This window comes from Streptomyces aurantiaciflavus, from assembly GCF_049808595.1.
Classification (GTDB): Bacteria; Actinomycetota; Actinomycetes; order Streptomycetales; family Streptomycetaceae; genus Streptomyces.
This window is the reverse complement of the sequence record NZ_JBNCAQ010000033.1, coordinates 81,165-100,429: the sequence shown is the minus strand read 5'-3', so window position 1 is coordinate 100,429 and position 19,265 is coordinate 81,165. Positions and strand designations below refer to the sequence as shown.

11 protein-coding genes are annotated in these 19,265 nt (G+C 73.3%); 8 read left to right on the top strand and 3 right to left on the bottom strand.

Going from position 1 to position 19,265, the window contains the following annotated elements; translation table 11 throughout:
• Positions 1–66: 66 nt before the first annotated feature.
• Positions 67–2,811: an AAA family ATPase gene (locus ACPT94_RS32305; RefSeq protein WP_425247434.1), complete on the bottom strand. Its 2,745-nt coding sequence runs from the start codon at positions 2,809–2,811 to the stop codon at positions 67–69.
• A 399-nt stretch (positions 2,812–3,210) separates the two neighbouring features.
• Here ACPT94_RS32305 and ACPT94_RS32300 point away from each other — a divergent pair, with 399 nt between their 5' ends.
• Positions 3,211–4,566, top strand: a complete 1,356-nt coding sequence (locus tag ACPT94_RS32300; protein WP_425247433.1) for a HEAT repeat domain-containing protein — start codon at positions 3,211–3,213, stop codon at positions 4,564–4,566.
• Between the two features lie 68 nt (positions 4,567–4,634).
• On the top strand, positions 4,635–5,603 hold the full coding sequence (locus ACPT94_RS32295; RefSeq protein WP_360342515.1) for an aldo/keto reductase: 969 nt from the start codon (positions 4,635–4,637) through the stop codon (positions 5,601–5,603).
• A 39-nt stretch (positions 5,604–5,642) separates the two neighbouring features.
• Here the strand turns inward: ACPT94_RS32295 and ACPT94_RS32290 are convergent, their stop codons facing one another.
• A complete protein-coding gene (locus tag ACPT94_RS32290) occupies positions 5,643–6,461 on the bottom strand; it encodes a phytanoyl-CoA dioxygenase family protein (RefSeq protein ID WP_360342518.1) in 819 nt (272 codons plus the stop codon).
• A 63-nt stretch (positions 6,462–6,524) separates the two neighbouring features.
• On the opposite strand from ACPT94_RS32290, the gene ACPT94_RS32285 reads away from it, so the two are divergent.
• Both ACPT94_RS32285 and ACPT94_RS32280 read left to right on the top strand, forming a co-directional pair.
• A complete protein-coding gene (locus tag ACPT94_RS32285; RefSeq protein WP_360342521.1) occupies positions 6,525–7,448 on the top strand; it encodes a helix-turn-helix domain-containing protein in 924 nt (307 codons plus the stop codon).
• Positions 7,449–7,782: 334 nt separating this feature from the next.
• Positions 7,783–9,822, top strand: a complete 2,040-nt coding sequence (locus ACPT94_RS32280; RefSeq protein WP_425247432.1) for a ricin-type beta-trefoil lectin domain protein — start codon at positions 7,783–7,785, stop codon at positions 9,820–9,822.
• A gap of 48 nt (positions 9,823–9,870) precedes the next feature.
• On the opposite strand, the gene ACPT94_RS32275 is transcribed toward ACPT94_RS32280, so the two are convergent.
• Complete coding sequence (locus ACPT94_RS32275) at positions 9,871–12,255, bottom strand: SpoIIE family protein phosphatase (protein WP_425247431.1); 2,385 nt, start codon at positions 12,253–12,255, stop codon at positions 9,871–9,873.
• Between the two features lie 572 nt (positions 12,256–12,827).
• On the opposite strand from ACPT94_RS32275, the gene ACPT94_RS32270 reads away from it, so the two are divergent.
• The 4 genes from ACPT94_RS32270 (at position 12,828) to ACPT94_RS32255 (ending at position 18,824) form a co-directional block, all read left to right on the top strand.
• On the top strand, positions 12,828–15,674 hold the full coding sequence (locus tag ACPT94_RS32270; protein ID WP_425247430.1) for a glycoside hydrolase family 2 TIM barrel-domain containing protein: 2,847 nt from the start codon (positions 12,828–12,830) through the stop codon (positions 15,672–15,674).
• Positions 15,675–15,871: 197 nt separating this feature from the next.
• On the top strand, positions 15,872–18,112 hold the full coding sequence (locus ACPT94_RS32265) for a glycoside hydrolase family 9 protein (RefSeq protein WP_425247429.1): 2,241 nt from the start codon (positions 15,872–15,874) through the stop codon (positions 18,110–18,112).
• An 85-nt stretch (positions 18,113–18,197) separates the two neighbouring features.
• Positions 18,198–18,443, top strand: a complete 246-nt coding sequence (locus tag ACPT94_RS32260; RefSeq protein WP_189940465.1) for a hypothetical protein — start codon at positions 18,198–18,200, stop codon at positions 18,441–18,443.
• A 3-nt stretch (positions 18,444–18,446) separates the two neighbouring features.
• Positions 18,447–18,824 (top strand): toxin Doc, encoded by a 378-nt coding sequence (locus ACPT94_RS32255; protein WP_425247428.1) that lies wholly within the window; start codon positions 18,447–18,449, stop codon positions 18,822–18,824.
• Positions 18,825–19,265: the final 441 nt, after the last annotated feature.

Below are 19,265 nucleotides of genomic sequence, written 5' to 3'. Positions count from 1 at the left end.
GATGCGCCGATCCTCGTCCGGGGGCGGTGGGCCCGTACCCCGTGGAACGCGTAGTCGTGACCGGGTTCAGAGCTCGTCCGAGCGCGCCAACTGGCGCCGGGAGGTCACGCCGAGCTTCCGGAACACCTTGCGGAGGTGGTAGTCGACGGTGCTCGCGCTGATGAACAGCTGGGTCGCTATCTCGGCGTTGGTCGCGCCGCCCTTGGCGAGGCGGGCGATGGTGAGTTCCTGCGGGGTCAGCGCGTTCGTGGTGCCGGCCGTCGCGCGGCGGGGATGCTCGCCGGTCGCGGCCAGCTCCCGGGCGCCCCGGGCCGCGAACCCGGCCGCGCCCATCGCGTCGAACAGCGCCACCGCCGTACGCAACTGCTCCCGGGCGTCCCGTCGGCGCCTGCGGCGGCGCAGCCACTCACCGTAGAGCAGGTGGGCGACGGCGAGGTCCGAGCGGGTCGGTGCCCCGGACAGCAGCTCCAGCGCCCGGCGGTAGAGCGGCTCGGCGTCGCCCGCCGGGGCGAGGAGGGCCTGCGAGCGGACCAGGACGCCCCGCGCCCAACGGGTGCCGGTCGCCGTCGCCCGCGACTGAAGGGTGCGCAGAGCGGCCGCGGCCAGGACCCGGTCGCCGCAGCGGACGGCCGCCTCGACCAGGCAGGGAAGCACCCGGGAGTCCACACCGAGTGCGTCCTGCTCGATCACCTCGTGGGCGACGGGGCGGGCCTCGGCGTAGTCGCCGCGTCCCAGCGCCAGGATCACCGTGCCGATGCGGGTGATGGACTCCATCGCGCCGTTGCCGAGGACCGTCGCCGCCTCCACGGCCCGGCGCAGCACGGCGTCGGCCTCGTCGTCCCCGCGCCAGGCGAGCAGCTCCGGGTGCCGGTACATGTCCCCTTGCGTGCGTGTCACGCCCATCGCCGCACGGATCTGCTGGTCCTCCGCCACGAGGGCGTCGGCGGCGGCCAGGGCACCGAGGGTGGTCTCGGCCAGGGCGGCGGCGAAGAGGACGACGTCGAGGTGCCAGAGTGAGCCGGTCCGGCGGGCGATGACATCGGCCCGCCGGAGCAGCGCGGTGCGCGCCTCGTGGTCCCAGAGGGCGGTGGCGAACCAGACGCCGATCTGATAGCCCCGCAGGAACTCGTCGTCGGTGGTCTCCGGGTCCAGCAGCGCGCCGAGAGCCTCGCGCAGAGGGGGGACGGCCTGCTCGTAGCCGTCGGAGGCGAGGACGGCGAAGCCGTGCAGCAGGCGGTCGACCGAGGTGGCCGGGCCGGGAACGGCAGGACGGGCCAGGACCGCCTCGGCGATCTCCGCGACCATGCGCCGCGGGGCCCGGTGCCGTGCGAGCAGGGCCCACTGGGCGGCGCGCAGCAGCGCCTCACGAGCGAACTTCGGGGATTGTCGCGCGGCGGCGGCCGCGGCGGCCAGGCACAGCGCCGCGGCGTCGGAGTGGGAGTCGGGTTCGCCCAGACCGTTCAGGGTCCCGGCCCGCAGGAGCAGGGCCCGGCCCCGGCCGACGCCGTCGAGCAGGTCGGTGTCGACGGTGTCCAACAGCGTTCTGGCCTGCAGCGGCGCCCCGGCGGTGAAGGCCGCCTCCGCCGCCGCGAGCAGCCGTCCGGCCCGCACCCCGCCCTCGGGCGTCAGCTCCGCCGCTCGGGTGAGGAACGTCGCCCGGCCCGCGTGACCACCCCGCGCTCCCGCCTGGTCGGCCGCCCGCTCCACCTCCTCGGCGACCCGCGCGTCCGGACCCAGTGCGGCAGCCGCCCGGTGCCAGGCCCGCCGGTCGTCGTCGGCCGGACGGTCGGTGACCCGGGCCAGCACCCCGTGCGCCCGCCTGCGCTCGACGCTGGTCGCGCCGCCGTACACCGCGGAACGCACCAGCGGATGCCGGAAGACGGCGTGGGCGCGCAGCACCACGAGCCGTGCGTGCTCGGCCGGGGCCGACACCTCGGGGCCGAAGCCGAGCAGCCGCCCCGCGCGCGTGACGTAACCGAGGTCGCCACCGGGCTCGGTGGCGGCGAGGAGCAGCCACTCCCGCGTGGCCGCGGGCAGTTCGCGGACCCGCTGGAGGTAGTGCGCCTCAAGACGGCTGCCCAGCGGCAGCGGATCGGGCAGCGCGAGACCGCCCGACCACTGTTCGGCCGTCAGCTCCTGGCCGAGGTCGGCCAGCGCCAGGGGGTTCCCGGCCGTCGCCGCCACGATCCGGGCCGCCACACGCGCGTCCAGCGGCCCCGCGACCGCCTCCACCAGCAACGCCAGCGCGAACGGCTCCTCCAGCCCGGCCACATCGGTCACGGCGATCCCCACCGGCGCCTCGAAGCCGGACCGCGCCGCGAACAGCAGCCCGACACCCTCCGCGTGCACCCGGCGCGCCACGAACGCGAGCGCCCCCAGGGACTCCTCGTCGACCCACTGCACATCGTCGACGCACACCAGCACGGGGCGCCGCTTCGCGGTCTCCGCCAGCAGCGTGAGCGTGGCGAGACCCACCAGGAAGCGGTCGGCGGGCGGGCCGTCGGCCAGTCCGCAGGCGACCCGCAGCGCCGTGTGCTGCGGCGGGGGCAGCACACCGGGTTCCTTCAACCCGTCCAGGAGCGGTATGAGCAGCCGGTGCAGCGCGGCGAACGGGAAACCGGACTCCGCCTCCACCCCCGCCACCCGCAGCACCCGCAGATCGGCGGCCTGCGCGACCGCGTGATCGAGAAGGGCCGTCTTGCCGATCCCGGCGTCACCGCGCAGCAGGACCGCACCGCTGAGGCCCTCGCGCAGCTCGGTGACCAGACGGTCGAGCCGCTCCCGTTCCCGGACCCGCCCTCTGAGGACCACGCCAACGCCCTTCGGGAAAGGCCCGGTTGTGAAGGCCATCGGCATATTCCGTGAACGCTCCCATTCAATCAACCCAAGTCCACCGGTGTGGCACAAACGGTCACCCGCACGCGCCCGTCGGCCCCGCCGGCCCGGCCCCGGTGTGCGGGTCCTGCCTCCGCGGCGTCGAGGAGCCGGCTCGTACACCACCGCGGAGCAGGTGTTTCCTCACCGCGACCCGCACGACGACGGTCGCGGCACGCCCCGGCCGCAGGCCGTCGAGCGCGCAGTCGACGGCGTACGCGCTCCTGGTCCTGGCGGGGGAGCGGCCGGTCGGCGGTTCGACGCAGTGGGCGTCCGAGGGGCGACGGCGACGCCGTAGGCTCTCGGGCAGATGTGGAGCACGTCAGGAGGCGGTGCGTGGCCGAGGGGGGACTCGACGGCCGGCTGGTGTCGGCGGTCCGGGCGGGGGACGCCGAGGAGGTGCGGGCCCTGCTGGGGAAGGGCGCGGACCCGGACGCCCCGGACGCGGACGGGCTGCCGGTGCTGTGCCGGGCGGTGGCGGCGTACGACAAGCCGGTCGCCGAAGCGCTGGTGGAAGGCGGAGCCGACCCCGACCGGATGCTGCCGGACGGGACCACCCCGCTGTGGCGTGCCGTGGACGGCGGCTCCCCGGCGGTCTTCGACGCGGTGCTGGGCCGCGAGCCCCGGCTGCGGCTTGCGGAAAGCGCCCGCGAGGGGCTGCTCACCCTGGCCCGGAGCTGGTACGAGACCGGCGCGGCCGAGGAGTTGCGGCGCAGGACGGGCGCGCCGGGCCCCGCCACCACGGTCCGCGTCCAGGACGCCGAGAACCTCCACGTCGACCAGGTCGCGCTCGGCGGCCTCGTCGTACGGGCCGGGCACGCGGCCGTCCTGACCTCGCTGGAGTGGGCCTTCCGCATCCTCACGCCCGTCGACGAGCTGATCGCCCGCGCCGTCCGGCACGCCGACGAGGACCATGTCGACTGGTGGGCGGTCTCCTGGACCCTCGTCGAACGCCGGAGCTACGAGACCTGGTCGGCCGTCGTGGCCCACCGCCACCACCCCGACCCCGTGCACCGCAGGTTCGTGGCGGACTATCTCCGGACACGGCTGTTCGTGTGGAGCGGGCACCGCTACTACGAGAAGAAGGAGAGCGAACTCCTGGCCGGCTGGACGGCCGAGGAGACGGACGGCGAGCTGCTGACGAAGCTCCTCGACGCCTTCGCCCACTACACGCACCCCGCCCAGGAGGCCGTCGCGCTCCGCCACGCCGACCACCCCGACCCCCGGGTACGCCGCGAAGTCCCCTACCTGCTCTTCCGGGAGGACACCCCCGTCACGCCCGCCGCCCGGGCCGCACTGCGCGCTCTCGTCGGCGATCCGGACCCCGGAGTGCGGATCACGGCGTGCGCGGTGGGCGACCGGGACGAGGAACTCCTCCCGGAGATCACCCGGACGCTGATCCTGCTGGCCGAGGACCCGGACGCCCAGGTGCGGCAGGACGCCGCGGCGGAACTGGCCCGCTCCCATGATCCCGCGCCCGCCGTCGCCGACACCCTGGCGGCGTTGTCCGGCGACGACGAGCAACAGGTGCGCCTGGAGGCCGCCCACGGTCTGGCCCGGCGCGACGATCCGCGCACCGCCGAGGCGATCGAGCGGGTGGGCCCGCTCGACGCCGACGCCTTCGCCCACGACCACCGGGTGGACGGGATCGCGCGATGGAGGTGGCGGCAGCGGGACCCGGCGGCCGAGTGACGGCGAGCGGCGACGGCTATCCTGCGAACCACTCTCGGTACCCCACACCGACGTCAGGAGCAGCGACGATGCAGTACGTGAAGCTCGGTTCGACGGGTCTGGACGTGTCGCGGATCTGTCTGGGCTGCATGACCTACGGGCTCCCCGACCGGGGCACGCACGAGTGGACCCTCGACGAGGAGGCGTCCCGTCCGCTCATCCGGCAGGCGCTGGACGCCGGCATCAACTTCTTCGACACCGCGAACGTCTACTCCGACGGCACCAGCGAGGAGATCGTCGGCAGGGCGCTGCGCGACTTCGCCCGCCGTGACGAGATCGTGCTCGCGACGAAGGTGCACGGCCGGATGCGCCCCGGCCCCAACGGCGGCGGCCTGTCCCGCAAGGCCGTCCTCACCGAGATCGACCACAGCCTCAGCCGCCTCGGCACCGACTACGTCGACCTCTACCAGATCCACCGCTTCGACCCGCACACCCCGGTCGAGGAGACGATGGAGGCGCTGCACGACCTGGTGAAGGCGGGCAAGGTCCGCTACATCGGGGCCAGTTCGATGTACGCGTGGCAGTTCTCCAAGATGCAGTACACCGCCGAGCGGCACGGCTGGACCAGGTTCGTCTCCATGCAGAACCACTACAACCTCCTCTACCGCGAGGAGGAGCGCGAGATGCTGCCCCTCTGCGCCGACCAGGGCGTCGGCGTCCTGCCCTGGAGCCCCCTGGCCCGCGGCCGCCTCACCCGCGACTGGGGAACCGCCACCGACCGCAGCACCCAGGACGACTTCGGCAGCCGCCTCTACCAGGAGGGCGACCGCACCATCGTGGAGGCCGTCACCCGCATCGCGAACGACCGGGGCGTCCCCCGCGCCCAGGTGGCGCTGGCCTGGCTGCTGCACCAGGACACGGTGACGGCCCCCATCATCGGCGCGTCCAGGCCGCGGCACATCGAGGACGCGGTGGCGGCGGTGGAACTGACCCTGAGCGACAAGGAGTTGGAGGAACTGGAGCAGCCCTACACCCCGCACCCGATCGCGGGTCACTGACGGCTTCCGCGCGGTGCTGCGTCCCGGAGTGGGCGAGTACTAATGCGGTCCTTGCGGCGCGAACTCCGTGCCGCAGGGACCACCTCCCTCGCTCTCCGGCAGAGCCACCCGCGCCCCGCTCATCGACATCGTGCGGTAGTAGGAGCCGATCCGGGCCGTGGAGCGGCCCACGTAATGGCCGATGAACGACCGCCGGAACCGGGCGGAGCGGTTCGGCTGCGAGCCGTGCACCACGCTGCCGTTGAAGAACAGCACGTCGCCCGGCGCCATGTCGACCGGCACGGCCGCCAGGCCGGGCGGCGGCGGCACGTACTCCCGGGCGAACGACACCTCCGCGTCCGCCTCCTCCGGGCAGAACAGGTCCATCCGGTGGGTGCCGGGGACCACCTCCAGGCCTCCGTTCTCGCGGTCGATCTCGTCGCAGGCCAGCCACGCCGCCACACAGGTGCCCGGCTCGACCCGGAGATAGAAGTTGTCCTGGTGCAGCGCCTGTCCCCGGGCCCCGGGCGGCTTGAAGTAGAACATGCTCTGCGCGGCCAGCGCCTCCTCGCCGAGCAGCGTCTCCAGCACGTCCCGCAGCCGCGCGTCCAGCAGCGTCCGCCGGGCGAGCGGGTTGAACTCGTGCGGCTGCATCACCCTCGGGTAGGCGGCCAGCGGGTCGGTGCCGGGCCGCGGCTCGAAGTGGCCGGGCACCGGCTGCCCGGCCGCCTGGAGCGCCGCGAACTCCGCGCGCAGCTGATCCACTTCCTCGTATCCGAACAGGCCGCGGACGACGGTGAAGCCGTCCTGCTGGTACTGCCGCAGCCCCGTCTGCGTCAGGATGGGAGCTCCGGCGGCGCCGATGCCCGTGACTGTCATGCGTGTCCTCCTCGGTCAGTGGTCCTCGGCCCGTCACGCTAGGCGGATTCGAGGTCCGGGAGGATGCCCGTGCGTGCTGACGACCTGCCCGGGACTGCCACGCCCGGGGACCCCTCCCCACCGCCCGGCCTGGTGGTGGCCGGCCACTTCGACCAGGGCCCCGGCTACGGCGTCAACCGCCCGCTGGGTTCCGACAGCTGGCTCTTCACCTGGACCACGGACGGACAGGGCCGGCTGCGCCAGGGCGCCACCGAGGTCCGGGCGGGCCCCGGCGATCTGGTCGTGCTCGCGCCGGGCATCCCGCACCGCTACACGACCGAACCGGCCGCCCGGCACTGGCGGTTCTGGTGGGCCCACTGCCAGGCCCGCCCGACCTGGACACCGTGGCTGCGCCCGTACGAGACCGGCGACGGCGTGTACGTCGTCACCCCGGTCCCGCCGGCACTGCACGAGCGGGTCGAGGCGGCCTTCCGCCGGATGCGCGCCGACGCCCGCTGGACCGGCCTCGGACCACCGGCCGTCGCCGCGCACGCGGACCAGGAGATCGCCGTGGCGCACGGCACCGCCGCCCGCGAACTCGCCCTGGGCGCGCTGGAGGAGGCCGTACTGCTCACCACCGCCTCCGCGCGCCCGCCGGCGCCCTCGTCCGGCGTGGACGACCGTGTCCGCCGGGCCCAGGAGCTGATCGCCGCGGACCCGGGCGCCCCGCACACCGTCCGCTCGCTCGCCGACGAGGTCGCGCTGTCGCCCTCACGCTTCGCCCACCTGTTCACCGAGCAGGTCGGCCAGTCCCCGATGCGAGCCCTGCGCGAGGCGCGACTGCGGCACGCGGCCCGGCTGCTGGAGGGGACCGGACTGTCCGTGGAACGGGTCGCCGCCGCCTCCGGGTTCGCCAGCCCCTTCCACTTCACCCGCGTGTTCCGCGCCCGCTACGGGATGCCGCCCGGCGCGTACCGGGACGGAATGCACGGCACAATGACGCACTGAAGGGACACCGATACAGGGACCGCCCAGAATGACGATCGCCGATTGACGATCCGTCAAAGTCGTGCGCCGGTTACGCAAAGCACGAAACCGTGAGATCCCTTGTTCCGCCTGGTCCGGCTGTGCGAAGGTGTGGCTTGTCGGCGCTCGGACAATATTTTCCCCGCTGCGCGTGCGAGGCATCTCCCGTCCACACCTCCTTGCTTCAAAAGAGCTGCGTGCCAAGGACGTTCGAGGTGTCGAACCCTGTGCGAGAGGATCCCGGTGCCGTGACGTCGAGGTCGCATACCCGTTGGTATGCACTTTTTATGCAGCAGTTCCCGGGAGGAATGCAGCCGTGAAAGACGCAGGCCTGTCGAATTCCCCTTCGGCGCGCCGCTTCGAGGTGACGGACGAACAGCTGAGCGCCGAGCTGAAGCAATGGACGGGAGCGTCGCCCGCGCTGCATCCCGTCGGTGAACTGCTGGACCGGCACTGGGCGGCGGCCTTCGTCTACGCGCGGCTGTGCGCCGACGGGGAGCGTGCGGCGGGCATGCTCACCACGGCGGCCTTCACCCGGCTCTTCGGGGAGGCCCTGCGGCAGAACGGGCCGACCGCCGCCTGGCGTCCCCACCTGCTGGTGACCGTGCGCCGGATCGCCGCGGAATGGGACTCCGACGGCCGCCGCGATCTGCTGCACCCCGATCTGCGTTCCGCGGCGGGCGACACCGAGCGCCTGGCCGCCCGCCTCCTCCCGCCGCCGCACCGGCGCCTGCTGTCCCGGGCGTTCCAGCGGCTGCCCCAGTCCGCCGGCTGTCTGCTGTGGCACGCCGAGGTCGAGGCCGAGCCCCTCGCGGTCCCGGCCGGTCTGCTCGGCATGGAGGAGGACGGCGCCCGCGTCGAACTGCGCCGGGCCCACGATCGGCTGCGCGAGGAGTGCCTCCAGCTCCATCGCGAACTCGCCGTCGACGAGGACTGCCACCGCTACGACCGGCTCCTCGACGTCACCTGCCGCCGCGGCGGCGCCGACATGGACCCCGACCTGCGCGCGCACCTGGACCAGTGCCGGCACTGCGCCCACACCGCCGACCAGCTGCGCCAGTTCGACGGCCACCTCGGCGCCGCGCTCGCCGAGGGCGTGCTGGGCTGGGCCGCCGCGGAGTACATGGCGCTCAGAGCGAGCGGTCTCGCCGAACCCGCCGGCGAACCGGCCGCCGCGCCCGCCGCCGGACCCGGGGGAGTGCGCCCGGCGGTCGTGGGCGAGGCGTTCACCGACGGGACGTACGACATGTACGGGGCCGACGCCCCGGCGCCGACGGGGCCGCGTCCCGAAGCGGACCCGCTCCCGGCCGCCGGACCGAGACGCGGCACCGGACGGCGCCCCGGCAGCGCACCGCAGCCGGACACCGGAGCACGCCCCGCCGACTCCCGCCCCGCGTCACGCCGTTCCGCCCAGAAGGCCGCCCGCCGCGCCCGCCGCCGCAACCTGGCCGCCGCCGTCCTCACCGTCAGCGGGCTGATCGTCCTGCCGCTCGTGGTGTGGTCCGCCCTCGGCTCCGGCGACGGGAGCGCCCCGGGGACGGGCGACGAGGCCGGACAGACCCCGGGCCCCGCCAAGGACACGGCCACCTCCGGCCCGTCCTGGGTCGGCGCGGGCGAGGACGTCCAGGGCACCCTGCGCGGCCGCCTGCACAACGTCTCCTCCGGGCTGTGCGTCGCCGTCGCCGGCGACAAGGCCGTCAAGGGCGCCGAGACCGTACTCGCCGCCTGTTCCTCCGCGGCCGGGCAGCAGTGGACGTACGAGACCGACGGGCTGCTGCGCAACACCCAGAACCCGGATCTGTGCCTCGACTCGCAGCTCGGCTTCTCGGTGCGGCTGTCGCCCTGCACGGCCGGTGCCAAGAACATCCGTTACGACTTCACCCTGCAGGGCACGCTCGTCCCGCGCGGCAACCAGAACCTCGCCCTGGCCCCCGCCGCCACCGACGGCTCGGGCGCCGTCGTCCTGAAGAACCGCGAGGACAGCGCCGCCCAGCGCTGGGTGATCGACACCTCGCAGCCCGACCCCCAGCTCCAGGTCGTCAACTGGGACGCCGACGTCACCGCGGACCCGACCCCCACCCCGAAGGCGGCGAAGACCCCGACTCCCACGCCCACCCCGAAGCCGTCCGTCACCCCCACGGCCCCCCGGCCGACCGCGCCGAGTTCCTCGCCCGGCTCCGACAGCACGTCCTGCTCGTACCCCTACGGGTACTACTGCTCGTGGAACGGCCAGTCGGGTTCGTACGGCGGGTCCGGCTACGGCGGTTCCGGGTACGGCGGCTCCGGCTACGGGTACGGCGGTCCCGGATACGGCTACGGGGGACAGGGCTGGGGCGCGGACGGCGGGCAGCGCTGACGGCGAGCGGGCGAACGGCCGGGTGTGAGGGCCGGGACAAGAGCCCTCTCACTCCTCCCCGATCAGCTCCAGCTCCGCCCAGATCGTCTTCCCCTCGGCCGTGTGGCGGCTGCCCCACCGCTGGGTGAGCTGGGCGACCAGCAGCAGCCCCCGGCCGCCCTCGTCGAAGGTCTTCGCGCGGCGCAGGTGCGGCGCGGTGTGGTTGTTGTCGGAGACCTCGCAGATCAGGGTGGCCGCGTCGTGGATCAGCCGCAGCCGGATCGGGCGGGCGCCGTACCGGATGGCGTTGGTGACCAGCTCGCTCACCACCAGCTCGGCCGTGAACGAGGCCTCGAGCAGCTGCCAGCGCTCCAGCTGCTCCACGACCTGCTTGCGGATCGGCGCGACGAGCGCCGGGTCGGGCGGGATGGCCCAGGTCGCGACCTGGGCGGCGGGCAGCCCCCGAGTGCGGGCGAGCAGCAGGGCCACGTCGTCGCCGGCGCCTCCCTCGGGGAGCAGCGCGTGCAGGACGCGGTCGCAGGTCTCGTCCAGGGAGTCCGAGTACGCCGCCAATGCCTCGCTGAGCACCCGGTGACCGGCGTCCGGGTCCCCCGCGCGGGACTCGGTCAGGCCGTCGGTGTAGAACGCGAGAACCGAGCCCTCGGTCAGCTCCAGCTCGGCCGACTCGAAGGGCAGCCCGCCCAGGCCCAGCGCGGGACCGGCGGGCAGGTCGATGCCGCGGGGCGCGCCGTTCGGCGGGAGCAGCAGGGGGGCGGGATGCCCGGCGCGGGCCATGGTGCAGCGCCGCGACACCGGGTCGTACACCGCGTACAGGCAGGTCGCCCCCATCTCGCCGGGGCTGCCGCCCTCACCGCCGGCCTCCTCCGAGAGCCGGACGACCAGGTCGTCGAGGTGGGTGAGCAGCTCGTCGGGGGCGAGGTCGATGTCGGCGAGGGTGCGTACGGCCGTGCGCAGCCGGCCCATGGTGGCCGAGGCCTGGATGCCGTGTCCGACGACGTCGCCCACGACCATCGCGACCCGCATCCCGGACAGCGGGATCACGTCGAACCAGTCGCCGCCCACCCCGGCCCGGGCCGCCGGCAGGTAGCGGGAGGCGGCGTCGACGGCGGCGGTCCGCGGCAGGGTGCGCGGCAGCAGGCTGCGCTGGAGGGCCAGGGCGGTCTCGCGCTCGCGGGAGTAGCGGCGGGCGTTGTCGATGCAGACCGCGGCGCGGGCCGTGACCTCCTCGGCCAGCAGCACGTCGTCGGGGGAGAAGGGGTCCGGCCGCCGGTAGCGGGTGAAGACGACGACGCCGAGGGTCGTACCGCGGGCCCGCAGCGGCACGGACATCGTGGAGTGGATGCCGAACTCCTTCACCCGCTGCACGCGCCGCTCGTCCCAGACGCGCCAGGCCTCCGGGTCGCCGCTCGGCACCGCGGCCACGACGGTGCGGCCCGCGGTCAGGGACGTGGCCTGGGGGAGGCCGTCGGGGTAGACGTCGATCTGCCCCGGCTTGACCACGGCCTCCGGGGCGCCCGGGTTGACCGAGTGGTGGGCCGCCCGCCGCAGCTGGACCGGTGCGGTCAGCGGGCCGATGGCCTCACCGCCGTACTCCTGCGGATCGAGCAGGTCGACGCTGACGAAGTCGGCCAGCGCGGGCACGCACACCTCGGCCAGCTCCTGCGCCGTGCGCGTGACGTCGAGGGTGGTGCCGATGCGCACGCTCGCCTCGTTGACCAGCTGCAGCCGCTCCCGGGCGAGGAAGTGCTCGGTGAAGTCGTGCGCGGTCATGCAGACGCCCCGTACCTGCCCGGCGGCATCGGTCAGCGGCGCCATCCGGGCCAGCCAGGCGTGCGCCCGCTCCTCGCTCGTGGCCTTCAGGTAGGTCTGCATCTCCCGGCGCTCGCCGGTGGCGAGGACCCGGCGCAGATGTGCCTCGAGCTCGGTGCTCTGCGGTCTGGTGCCGAGGTCGACGGGCCGCAGGCCCCGGATGCGGGCGGAGGGCAGTGCGATCAGTTCGGCCATGGCGTCGTTGGCGCCGCGCACCCGCAACCGGTCGTCGAAGATCACCGTGGCGCAGGGTGACTGGGCCAGGGCGGCCTTCACCAGATCGTCGTCCTCGGGCGCCGGGAACCCGCCGGCCAGCGGTGTCACGGCGAGCCAGGTGACCGGGCCGCCGTCCTGCGGCCCTCTGCGGTGGGCGAGCACCCACACGGACACGGTGTGGCCGTCGCGGTGCCGCAGCGCGAGGGTGCCGCTCCAGCGCTCCTCGTCGGGTGCGGGGCCCCGGACGTCGCCGTCGGCCAGCAGAGCGGCGGCCGGCCGTCCGACGACCTCGGCGGGGTCGTAGCCCAGCAGGCGGCGCGCGCCCTCGTTCCACCGGGTCAGCGTGCCGTCCTCGTGGATGACCGCCCGCGCTGTCGAGGCATCGTCGAACGGGTAGTCCGAGGTCATCGTCCCCACTCCATCGCGGACACTCACAGTGAACAGGCAGGCCACTTGAGTTCCACCTTAGTGCTTGCGGCTCGGGCGCGGAGGGGAACCCCTCCCGGTCCTCCGGCGCGCGGCCCGGGGCGTGGTGCCGGAAGAGATGAGGCCGGTGAGGTGCGTGCGGCAGAAGGGCCGGACCGCACCCTTGACGGGCCCGCGTGCCACAGCGTCAGATTCTGTTTGCTGACGATCAGTTGTGAGTACTTCTGGTTCCTGATGAGGGAGAGCCGCCATGACGGTCACTCGCCGATCGGTCCTGCTCGCCTCCGCGGCCGCGCCCGCCGCCGGAGCGCTCCTCGCCACCCCGGCGGGCCGCGCCCCCCCGACCCCCCCCCGCCGCGCCCGCCGCCGGAGCGCTCCTCGCCACCCCGGCGGCCGGAGCCGCCGAGACCACCGCGAGCGGCTCCGGCCGCCGCACGGTAGCGCTGCGCGACGGCTGGCGCTTCGCCCTGGTCAACCCGGGCGGCATCACCGACCCGACCGGGCAGTACGCCGACGCCGCCGCCCCCGGTCACGACGACTCCGCCTGGCGCGAGGTGGCCGTCCCGCACGACTGGAGCATCGAGCAGACCCCCACCACCCAGCACGGCACCACCAGCGGCACCGGCTTCTTCCCCGGCGGCCTCGGCTGGTACCGCCTCGCCTTCACCCTGCCGCCCGCCACCGCCGGCAAGCGGATCTCCGTCGAGTTCGACGGCGTCTACATGGACTCCTTCGTCTACTGCAACGGCACCGAGGTCGGGCGCCACCCCTACGGCTACACCGGCTTCGCCCTCGACCTCACCGACCTGGTGCACACCGACGGCACCACCGAGAACGTGCTCGCGGTCAAGGTGCAGAACCGGCTCCCCAGCAGCCGCTGGTACTCCGGCAGCGGCATCTACCGCGAGGCCCGCCTGGTCGTCACCGAGCCGGTGCACGTGGCGCGCTGGGGCACCTGCGTCACCACGCCCGAGGTCACCGGAGAGCGGGCCGTCGTACGGGTCGCGACGTCGGTGGTGAACGCGTCGGGCGCGGGCGCGGACGTCGAGGTCGTCTCACGGATCGTCGATCCGAGAGGCCGGACGGCCGCCCGGACCTCCTCCACGGTCGCCGTCACCGACGAGCGGACCGAGACCCACGAACTCACGGTGCGCCGGCCCGCGTTGTGGGACATCGACGCCCCGCACCGCTACACCCTGCACACCGAACTGCGCGTCGGCGGCAGGACCACCGACACCTACCGCACGGTGTTCGGCATCCGCACCTTCCGCTTCGACCCGGACGAGGGCTTCTCCCTCAACGGCGCCCATCACAAGATCAAGGGCGTCGACCTGCACCACGACCTGGGCGCGCTGGGCGCCGCGGTCAGCATCGACGCCGTCCGGCGGCAGATGACCATCATGAAGTCGATGGGCGTCAACGCCTTCCGCACCTCCCACAACCCGCCCTCTCCGGAGATGATCCAGGTCTGCGAGGAGCTGGGTCTCGTCATGCTGGTGGAGGCGTTCGACTGCTGGCGGACCGGCAAGACGCGGTACGACTACGGCCGGTTCTTCGACGAGTGGTGCGAGAAGGACACCACCGAGATGGTGCTCGCCGCCCGCAACTCGCCCGCCGTGCTGATGTGGTCCATCGGCAACGAGGTCCCCGACTCCACGTCCACCGCCGGGCTCGCCATGGCCGACCGGATCATCGACGCCATCAGGGCCGCCGACACCACCCGTCCGCTCGTCATCGGCTCCGACAAGTACCGCCGTCTGCCGGCCAGGGGTTCCGCGGCCGATCTGATGCTGGCCAAGCTCGACGGCCTCGGCCTCAACTACAACACCGCCAAGTCGGTGGACCAGTTGCACGCGGCCTACCCGCACCTCTTCCTGTTCGAGTCGGAGTCGTCGTCCGAGACGTCGACCCGCGGCGCCTACCAGGAGCCCGAACGTCTCAACACCGGCGAGAACCACACACCGGGCAGGCGCGCCACCTCGTCGTACGACAACAACCTCGCCTCCTGGACCATGAGCGGCGAGTACGGCCACAAGAAGGACCGGGACCGCAAGTGGTTCGCCGGGCAGTTCCTGTGGTCGGGCATCGACTACATCGGGGAGCCGACGCCGTACGACGTCTTCCCGGTGAAGGCGTCCTTCTTCGGCGCGGTCGACACCGCGGGCTTCCCGAAGGACATGTACCACCTGTTCCGGAGCCAGTGGGTCAGCGAGCCGATGGTCCATCTGGTGCCGATGACCTGGAACCACGACCAGGGCGACACGGTCGAGGTCTGGGCGTACTCCAACGTCGAGACCGTCGAGCTGTTCCTCAACGGAAAGTCGCTCGGCACGCGGACGTTCGACACCAAGAAGACCGTCGACGGCCGGGAGTACCTGGAGACCACCGAGGCGACCGGCGACGACAAGACCTTCACCGACGGCCCCTACCCCGGCAGCTACACGAGCCCCAACGGCAGCGCGGGCAAGCTGCACCTGACCTGGAAAGTGCCGTACGCCCCGGGCGTGCTGAAGGCGGTGGCCCGCAGGGACGGCAAGGCGGTCGCCACCGACGTCCTGCGCACAGCCGGCGCCCCGCACGCCGTCCGCCTCACACCCGACCGCAAGTCCCTTCCCGCCGACGGGCGTTCGCTGGTCTTCGTCACCGCCGAGGTCGTCGACGCGCACGGGGTGGTCGTGCCCGACGCCGAGCACCTCATCTCCTTCGAGGTGAGCGGAGGCTCCCTCGCCGGGCTCGACAACGGGCGACAGGAGAGCGCCGAACGCTATCAGGCGAGCACCCGAACCGCCTTCCACGGCAAGGCACTCGCCATCGTGCGCTCCGGCACCGAGGCGGGCGCCCTGAAGGTGACCGCGCGCGTGGACGGCCTGCGCAGGGGCACCGCCACCGTACGCACCACCCACGCCCGCTCTGCGGCGACCACTCCGGCGGCGGCCTTCGCCCCCGACCACCCGGCGCCGCCGGCCCACCCGCACGCGGACGCCAGTTACTCCGGTCGCCCCGACAACCTGCCCGCCGCCATGCTGGACGGCGACCCGGCCACCGGCTGGTCCAACGCCTTCGCCAAGGCGGCCACCGCCCTGCTGCCCGCCTTCGACCAGGCCCGGGCGAAGGACTGGGTGTCGGTGGACTGGGGCAGGACGCGGACCTTCGACCGGGTGGAGGTGACGTTCACCGTGGATGCCACCCACAGCCTGCCCGGGGCGGTCGAGGTCGCGGTCTGGGACGGCGAGCGGTACAGGCCGGTCACCGGGGCGGCGGTCGACTGGGCGGACGCCTCGGACCAGCCGACGGTGATCACCTTCGACGCCGTGCGCGGCTCCCGGCTGCGGCTCACCCTGACGAGCAGTCGTCCCGGTGAGGTCCAGGGGGCGGTCCGCATCGGCAAGTTGGAGGCGTAGGTTCCGGGAGGCGCGTCCGCCTCGGCGAGGCGTGTCCTGCGACGGCCCGGGCGCGCAGCGGTGGAAGCCGCCGTGTCCGGACCGTTGACGGGGTGTCATGACTGCAACAAGCATGTCCTCCGACCGTCTTTGGGAGCGCTCCCACCCGGTAGCGCTCCCGCCCGGAGCGTCCCGCACCCTCCCGGAGGAGCCCAGACGTGAAACGACGCAGAACGACCCTGCTGTCCCTGGCCGCCCTGCTGGGCGCGGCGCTCACCGCGCTGCCCGGGGGGCAGGCCACGGCCGAGGAGGTCGAGCAGGTCAGGAACGGCACCTTCGACAGCACCACCGAGTCGTGGTGGACCAGCAACGCCGGCGCGGGCCCGGCCGAGGGGCGGCTGTGCGCGGACGTGCCGGGCGGCACCGCCAACCGCTGGGACTCCGCCGTCGGCCAGGACGGCATCACCCTGGTGAAGGGGGAGACGTACCGGTTCTCCTTCAAGGCGTCCGGCGTGCCCGAGGGACATGTGGTGCGCGCGATCGTCGGCCAGTCCGTCGCGCCGTACGAGACCTGGTACGAGGCCAGTCCGGTGCTCGCGGAGGCCGCCGGCTCGTACTCCTACACCTTCACCTCGCCGGTGGACTCGGCCCAGGGGCAGGTCGCCTTCCAGGTCGGCGGCAGCGCGGACCCCTGGCGGTTCTGCCTCGACGACGTCTCCCTGCTGGGCGGGGTGCCGCCGGAGGTGTACGAGCCCGACACCGGGCCACGCGTACGCGTCAACCAGGTCGGCTATCTGCCCGCCGGGCCGAAGAACGCCACGCTCGTCACCGACGCGACCGGGAAACTGCCCTGGGAGCTGAGGAGCGCCGCCGGCAGGACGGTCGCGCGGGGCTGGACCGTGCCGCGCGGGGTCGACGTCTCCTCCGGGCAGAACGTGCACTCCATCGACTTCGGCGGCTACCGCACGCGCGGCACGGGCCTCACGCTCGTCGCCGACGGTGAGACCAGCCGCCCGTTCGACATCGGCACGGCCGCCTACGAGCGGCTGCGGCTGGACGCGGTCAAGTACTACTACACACAGCGCAGCGGCATCGCGATCCGCGACGACCTGCGCCCCGGCTACGGCAGGGCCGCCGGCCACGTCGGCGTCGCGCCCAACCAGGGCGACACGTCCGTCCCGTGCCAACCCGGCGTCTGCGACTACACCCTCGACGTCAGCGGCGGCTGGTACGACGCCGGCGACCACGGCAAGTACGTCGTCAACGGCGGCATCACCACCTGGGAGCTGCTCAGCACCCACGAACGCTCGCTGCTGGCCCGCACCGGCCGGCCGGCCGAGCTCGGGGACGGCACGCTCGCCCTGCCCGAGAGCGGGAACAAGGTGCCGGACATCCTCGACGAGGCCCGCTGGGAGCTGGAGTTCCTGCTGAGGATGCAGGTACCGGCCGGGCAGCCCCTCGCCGGCATGGCCCACCACAAGATCCACGACGAGCAGTGGACCGGCCTGCCGCTGCTGCCGAGCGACGACCCGCAGAAGCGTGAACTGCACCCGCCGACCACCGCGGCGACCCTCAACCTGGCCGCGACCGCCGCTCAGGCGGCACGCCTGTACAAGCCCTACGACAAGGCCTTCGCGGCCCGGGCGCTGTCGGCCGCCCGCAAGGCCTGGACGGCGGCCCTGGCCCACCCGGCCGTGTACGCCGACCCGAACGACGGCACCGGCGGCGGCGCCTACAACGACAACGAGGTGAGCGACGAGTTCTACTGGGCGGCCGCCGAGCTGTATCTCACCACCGGTGAGCGGCAGTTCGCCGACCATGTCCTGAACTCCCCGGTCCACACGGCCGACATCTTCGGCCCCTACGGCTTCGACTGGTCCAGGACCGCCGCCGCGGGCCGCCTCGACCTCGCGACCGTCCCGAACAAGCTCCCCGGCCGCGACAAGGTGCGCCACTCGGTGACCGCCGGCGCCGACAGGTACCTCGCCACCCTGCGCGCCCACCCGTACGGCATGCCCTACGCCCCCGAGGACAACCGCTACGACTGGGGCTCCGCGCACCAGGTCCTGAACAACGCCGTGGTCCTCGCCACCGCGTACGACATCACCGGCGGCGCCAAGTACCGCGACGCGGCCCTGCAGAGCATGGACTACGTCCTCGGCCGCAACGCGCTGAACATCTCCTACGTCACCGGCTACGGCGAGGCCAACGCCCACCGGCAGCACAGCCGCTGGTACGCCCACCAGCTCGACCCCAACCTGCCGAGCCCGCCGGACGGCACCCTCGCCGGCGGCCCGAACTCCAGCATTCAGGACCCCTACGCGCAGACCAAGCTCAAAGGCTGCGTGGGGCAGTTCTGCTACATCGACGACATCCAGTCCTGGTCGACCAACGAGACCGCCGTCAACTGGAACGCCGCTCTGACCCGGATGGCGTCGTTCGTCGCGGACCAGGGATAGGGCAACGCCCTTCACGGTACCGTCCTGTCGTGGGTGTGACCTGCGGCTATTTACGGGCAAGTACCCGAGCGGTACCGTGAAGGGCATGCCAGCCCTCAATGTGGAGTTCAGCGATCGCGAGCTGGAGGACCTGCGGCAGATCGCCAAGGAACGCGGTACGTCGATGAAGGCGCTCGTGCGGGAGGCGGCCGCCGCCGACATAGCGCGCCACCGTGCGCTCCAGGAGGGCGCGGAGGCCTTCCGCCGGTTCTTCGCGTCCCACGCCGACGAGTTCGCGGCCGCGTTCCCCGACGACGAAGCGCCCCTCAAGGGTGAGGGGCGGGTCGCCTGACCGATGACGCCTGTCATCCACATCGACGTGCCCTGGCTCCTCCAGCGCCACGAAGAGGTCCTGCCGGACCAGCCCACCGTCAACGACTTCTCCGCGCTGGTCGCCGCCGTCGCCCGGCACCGTGTCGATCCGCCCCGCCTGGGCGTGGACTCCGACCCCGCCTGGCGGGCCGCCGCGCTGCTGCACACCATCACCCTGCTCAAGCCCCTGCCGTCGGCCAACGCCCGCTTCGCCTGCGCGACCGCGGTGGCGTACATGTTCGTCAGCGGCGTCGGCATCGACCCGCCCTACGGCGCGCTCGTCGACCTGGCCCGGGACTTGATCGACGGCAAGGCCGACGTGTACGGCGCGGCCGACCGGCTGCGGTCCTGGCAGATCTAGGCCCTGGGGCTCCGGGACGATCCAGGGCCGCCGGCCGAGGGCGGGAGGAACAAGGCCGGCGGCCGGTTTCGCGCGGGAGAGCCGCCGTCCCGCGCGGGGCCTCCGAGGAAGGGCCGGTCCCAGTCCACTACGCCCTGCCGCGCGCCGGGAACGTGTGCGTCGCGCCGGCGCGTGCGCGCGTTTCACACGGGGCGCAGGAAGCACACACCGTGACGGCGAAAGGCCTTGCGGGGGAGTGCGACGGGCACGAAAAGCACGACGGAAATCGCGGCCCGCCTATCGACATTCTTTCAACAGTGGCCGGGAATCTCCGGCGGCTTGTTGTGCGCGACTCAGTTGTGCAATGGTGAACCATTCGTGCGGGGGGCCGGGGCCGAAAAGGCTCCGTGTTTCGCCGGCGGAGGCGAAAATGTGCTCCCCGCCGCGCCGAACAGGTACGTA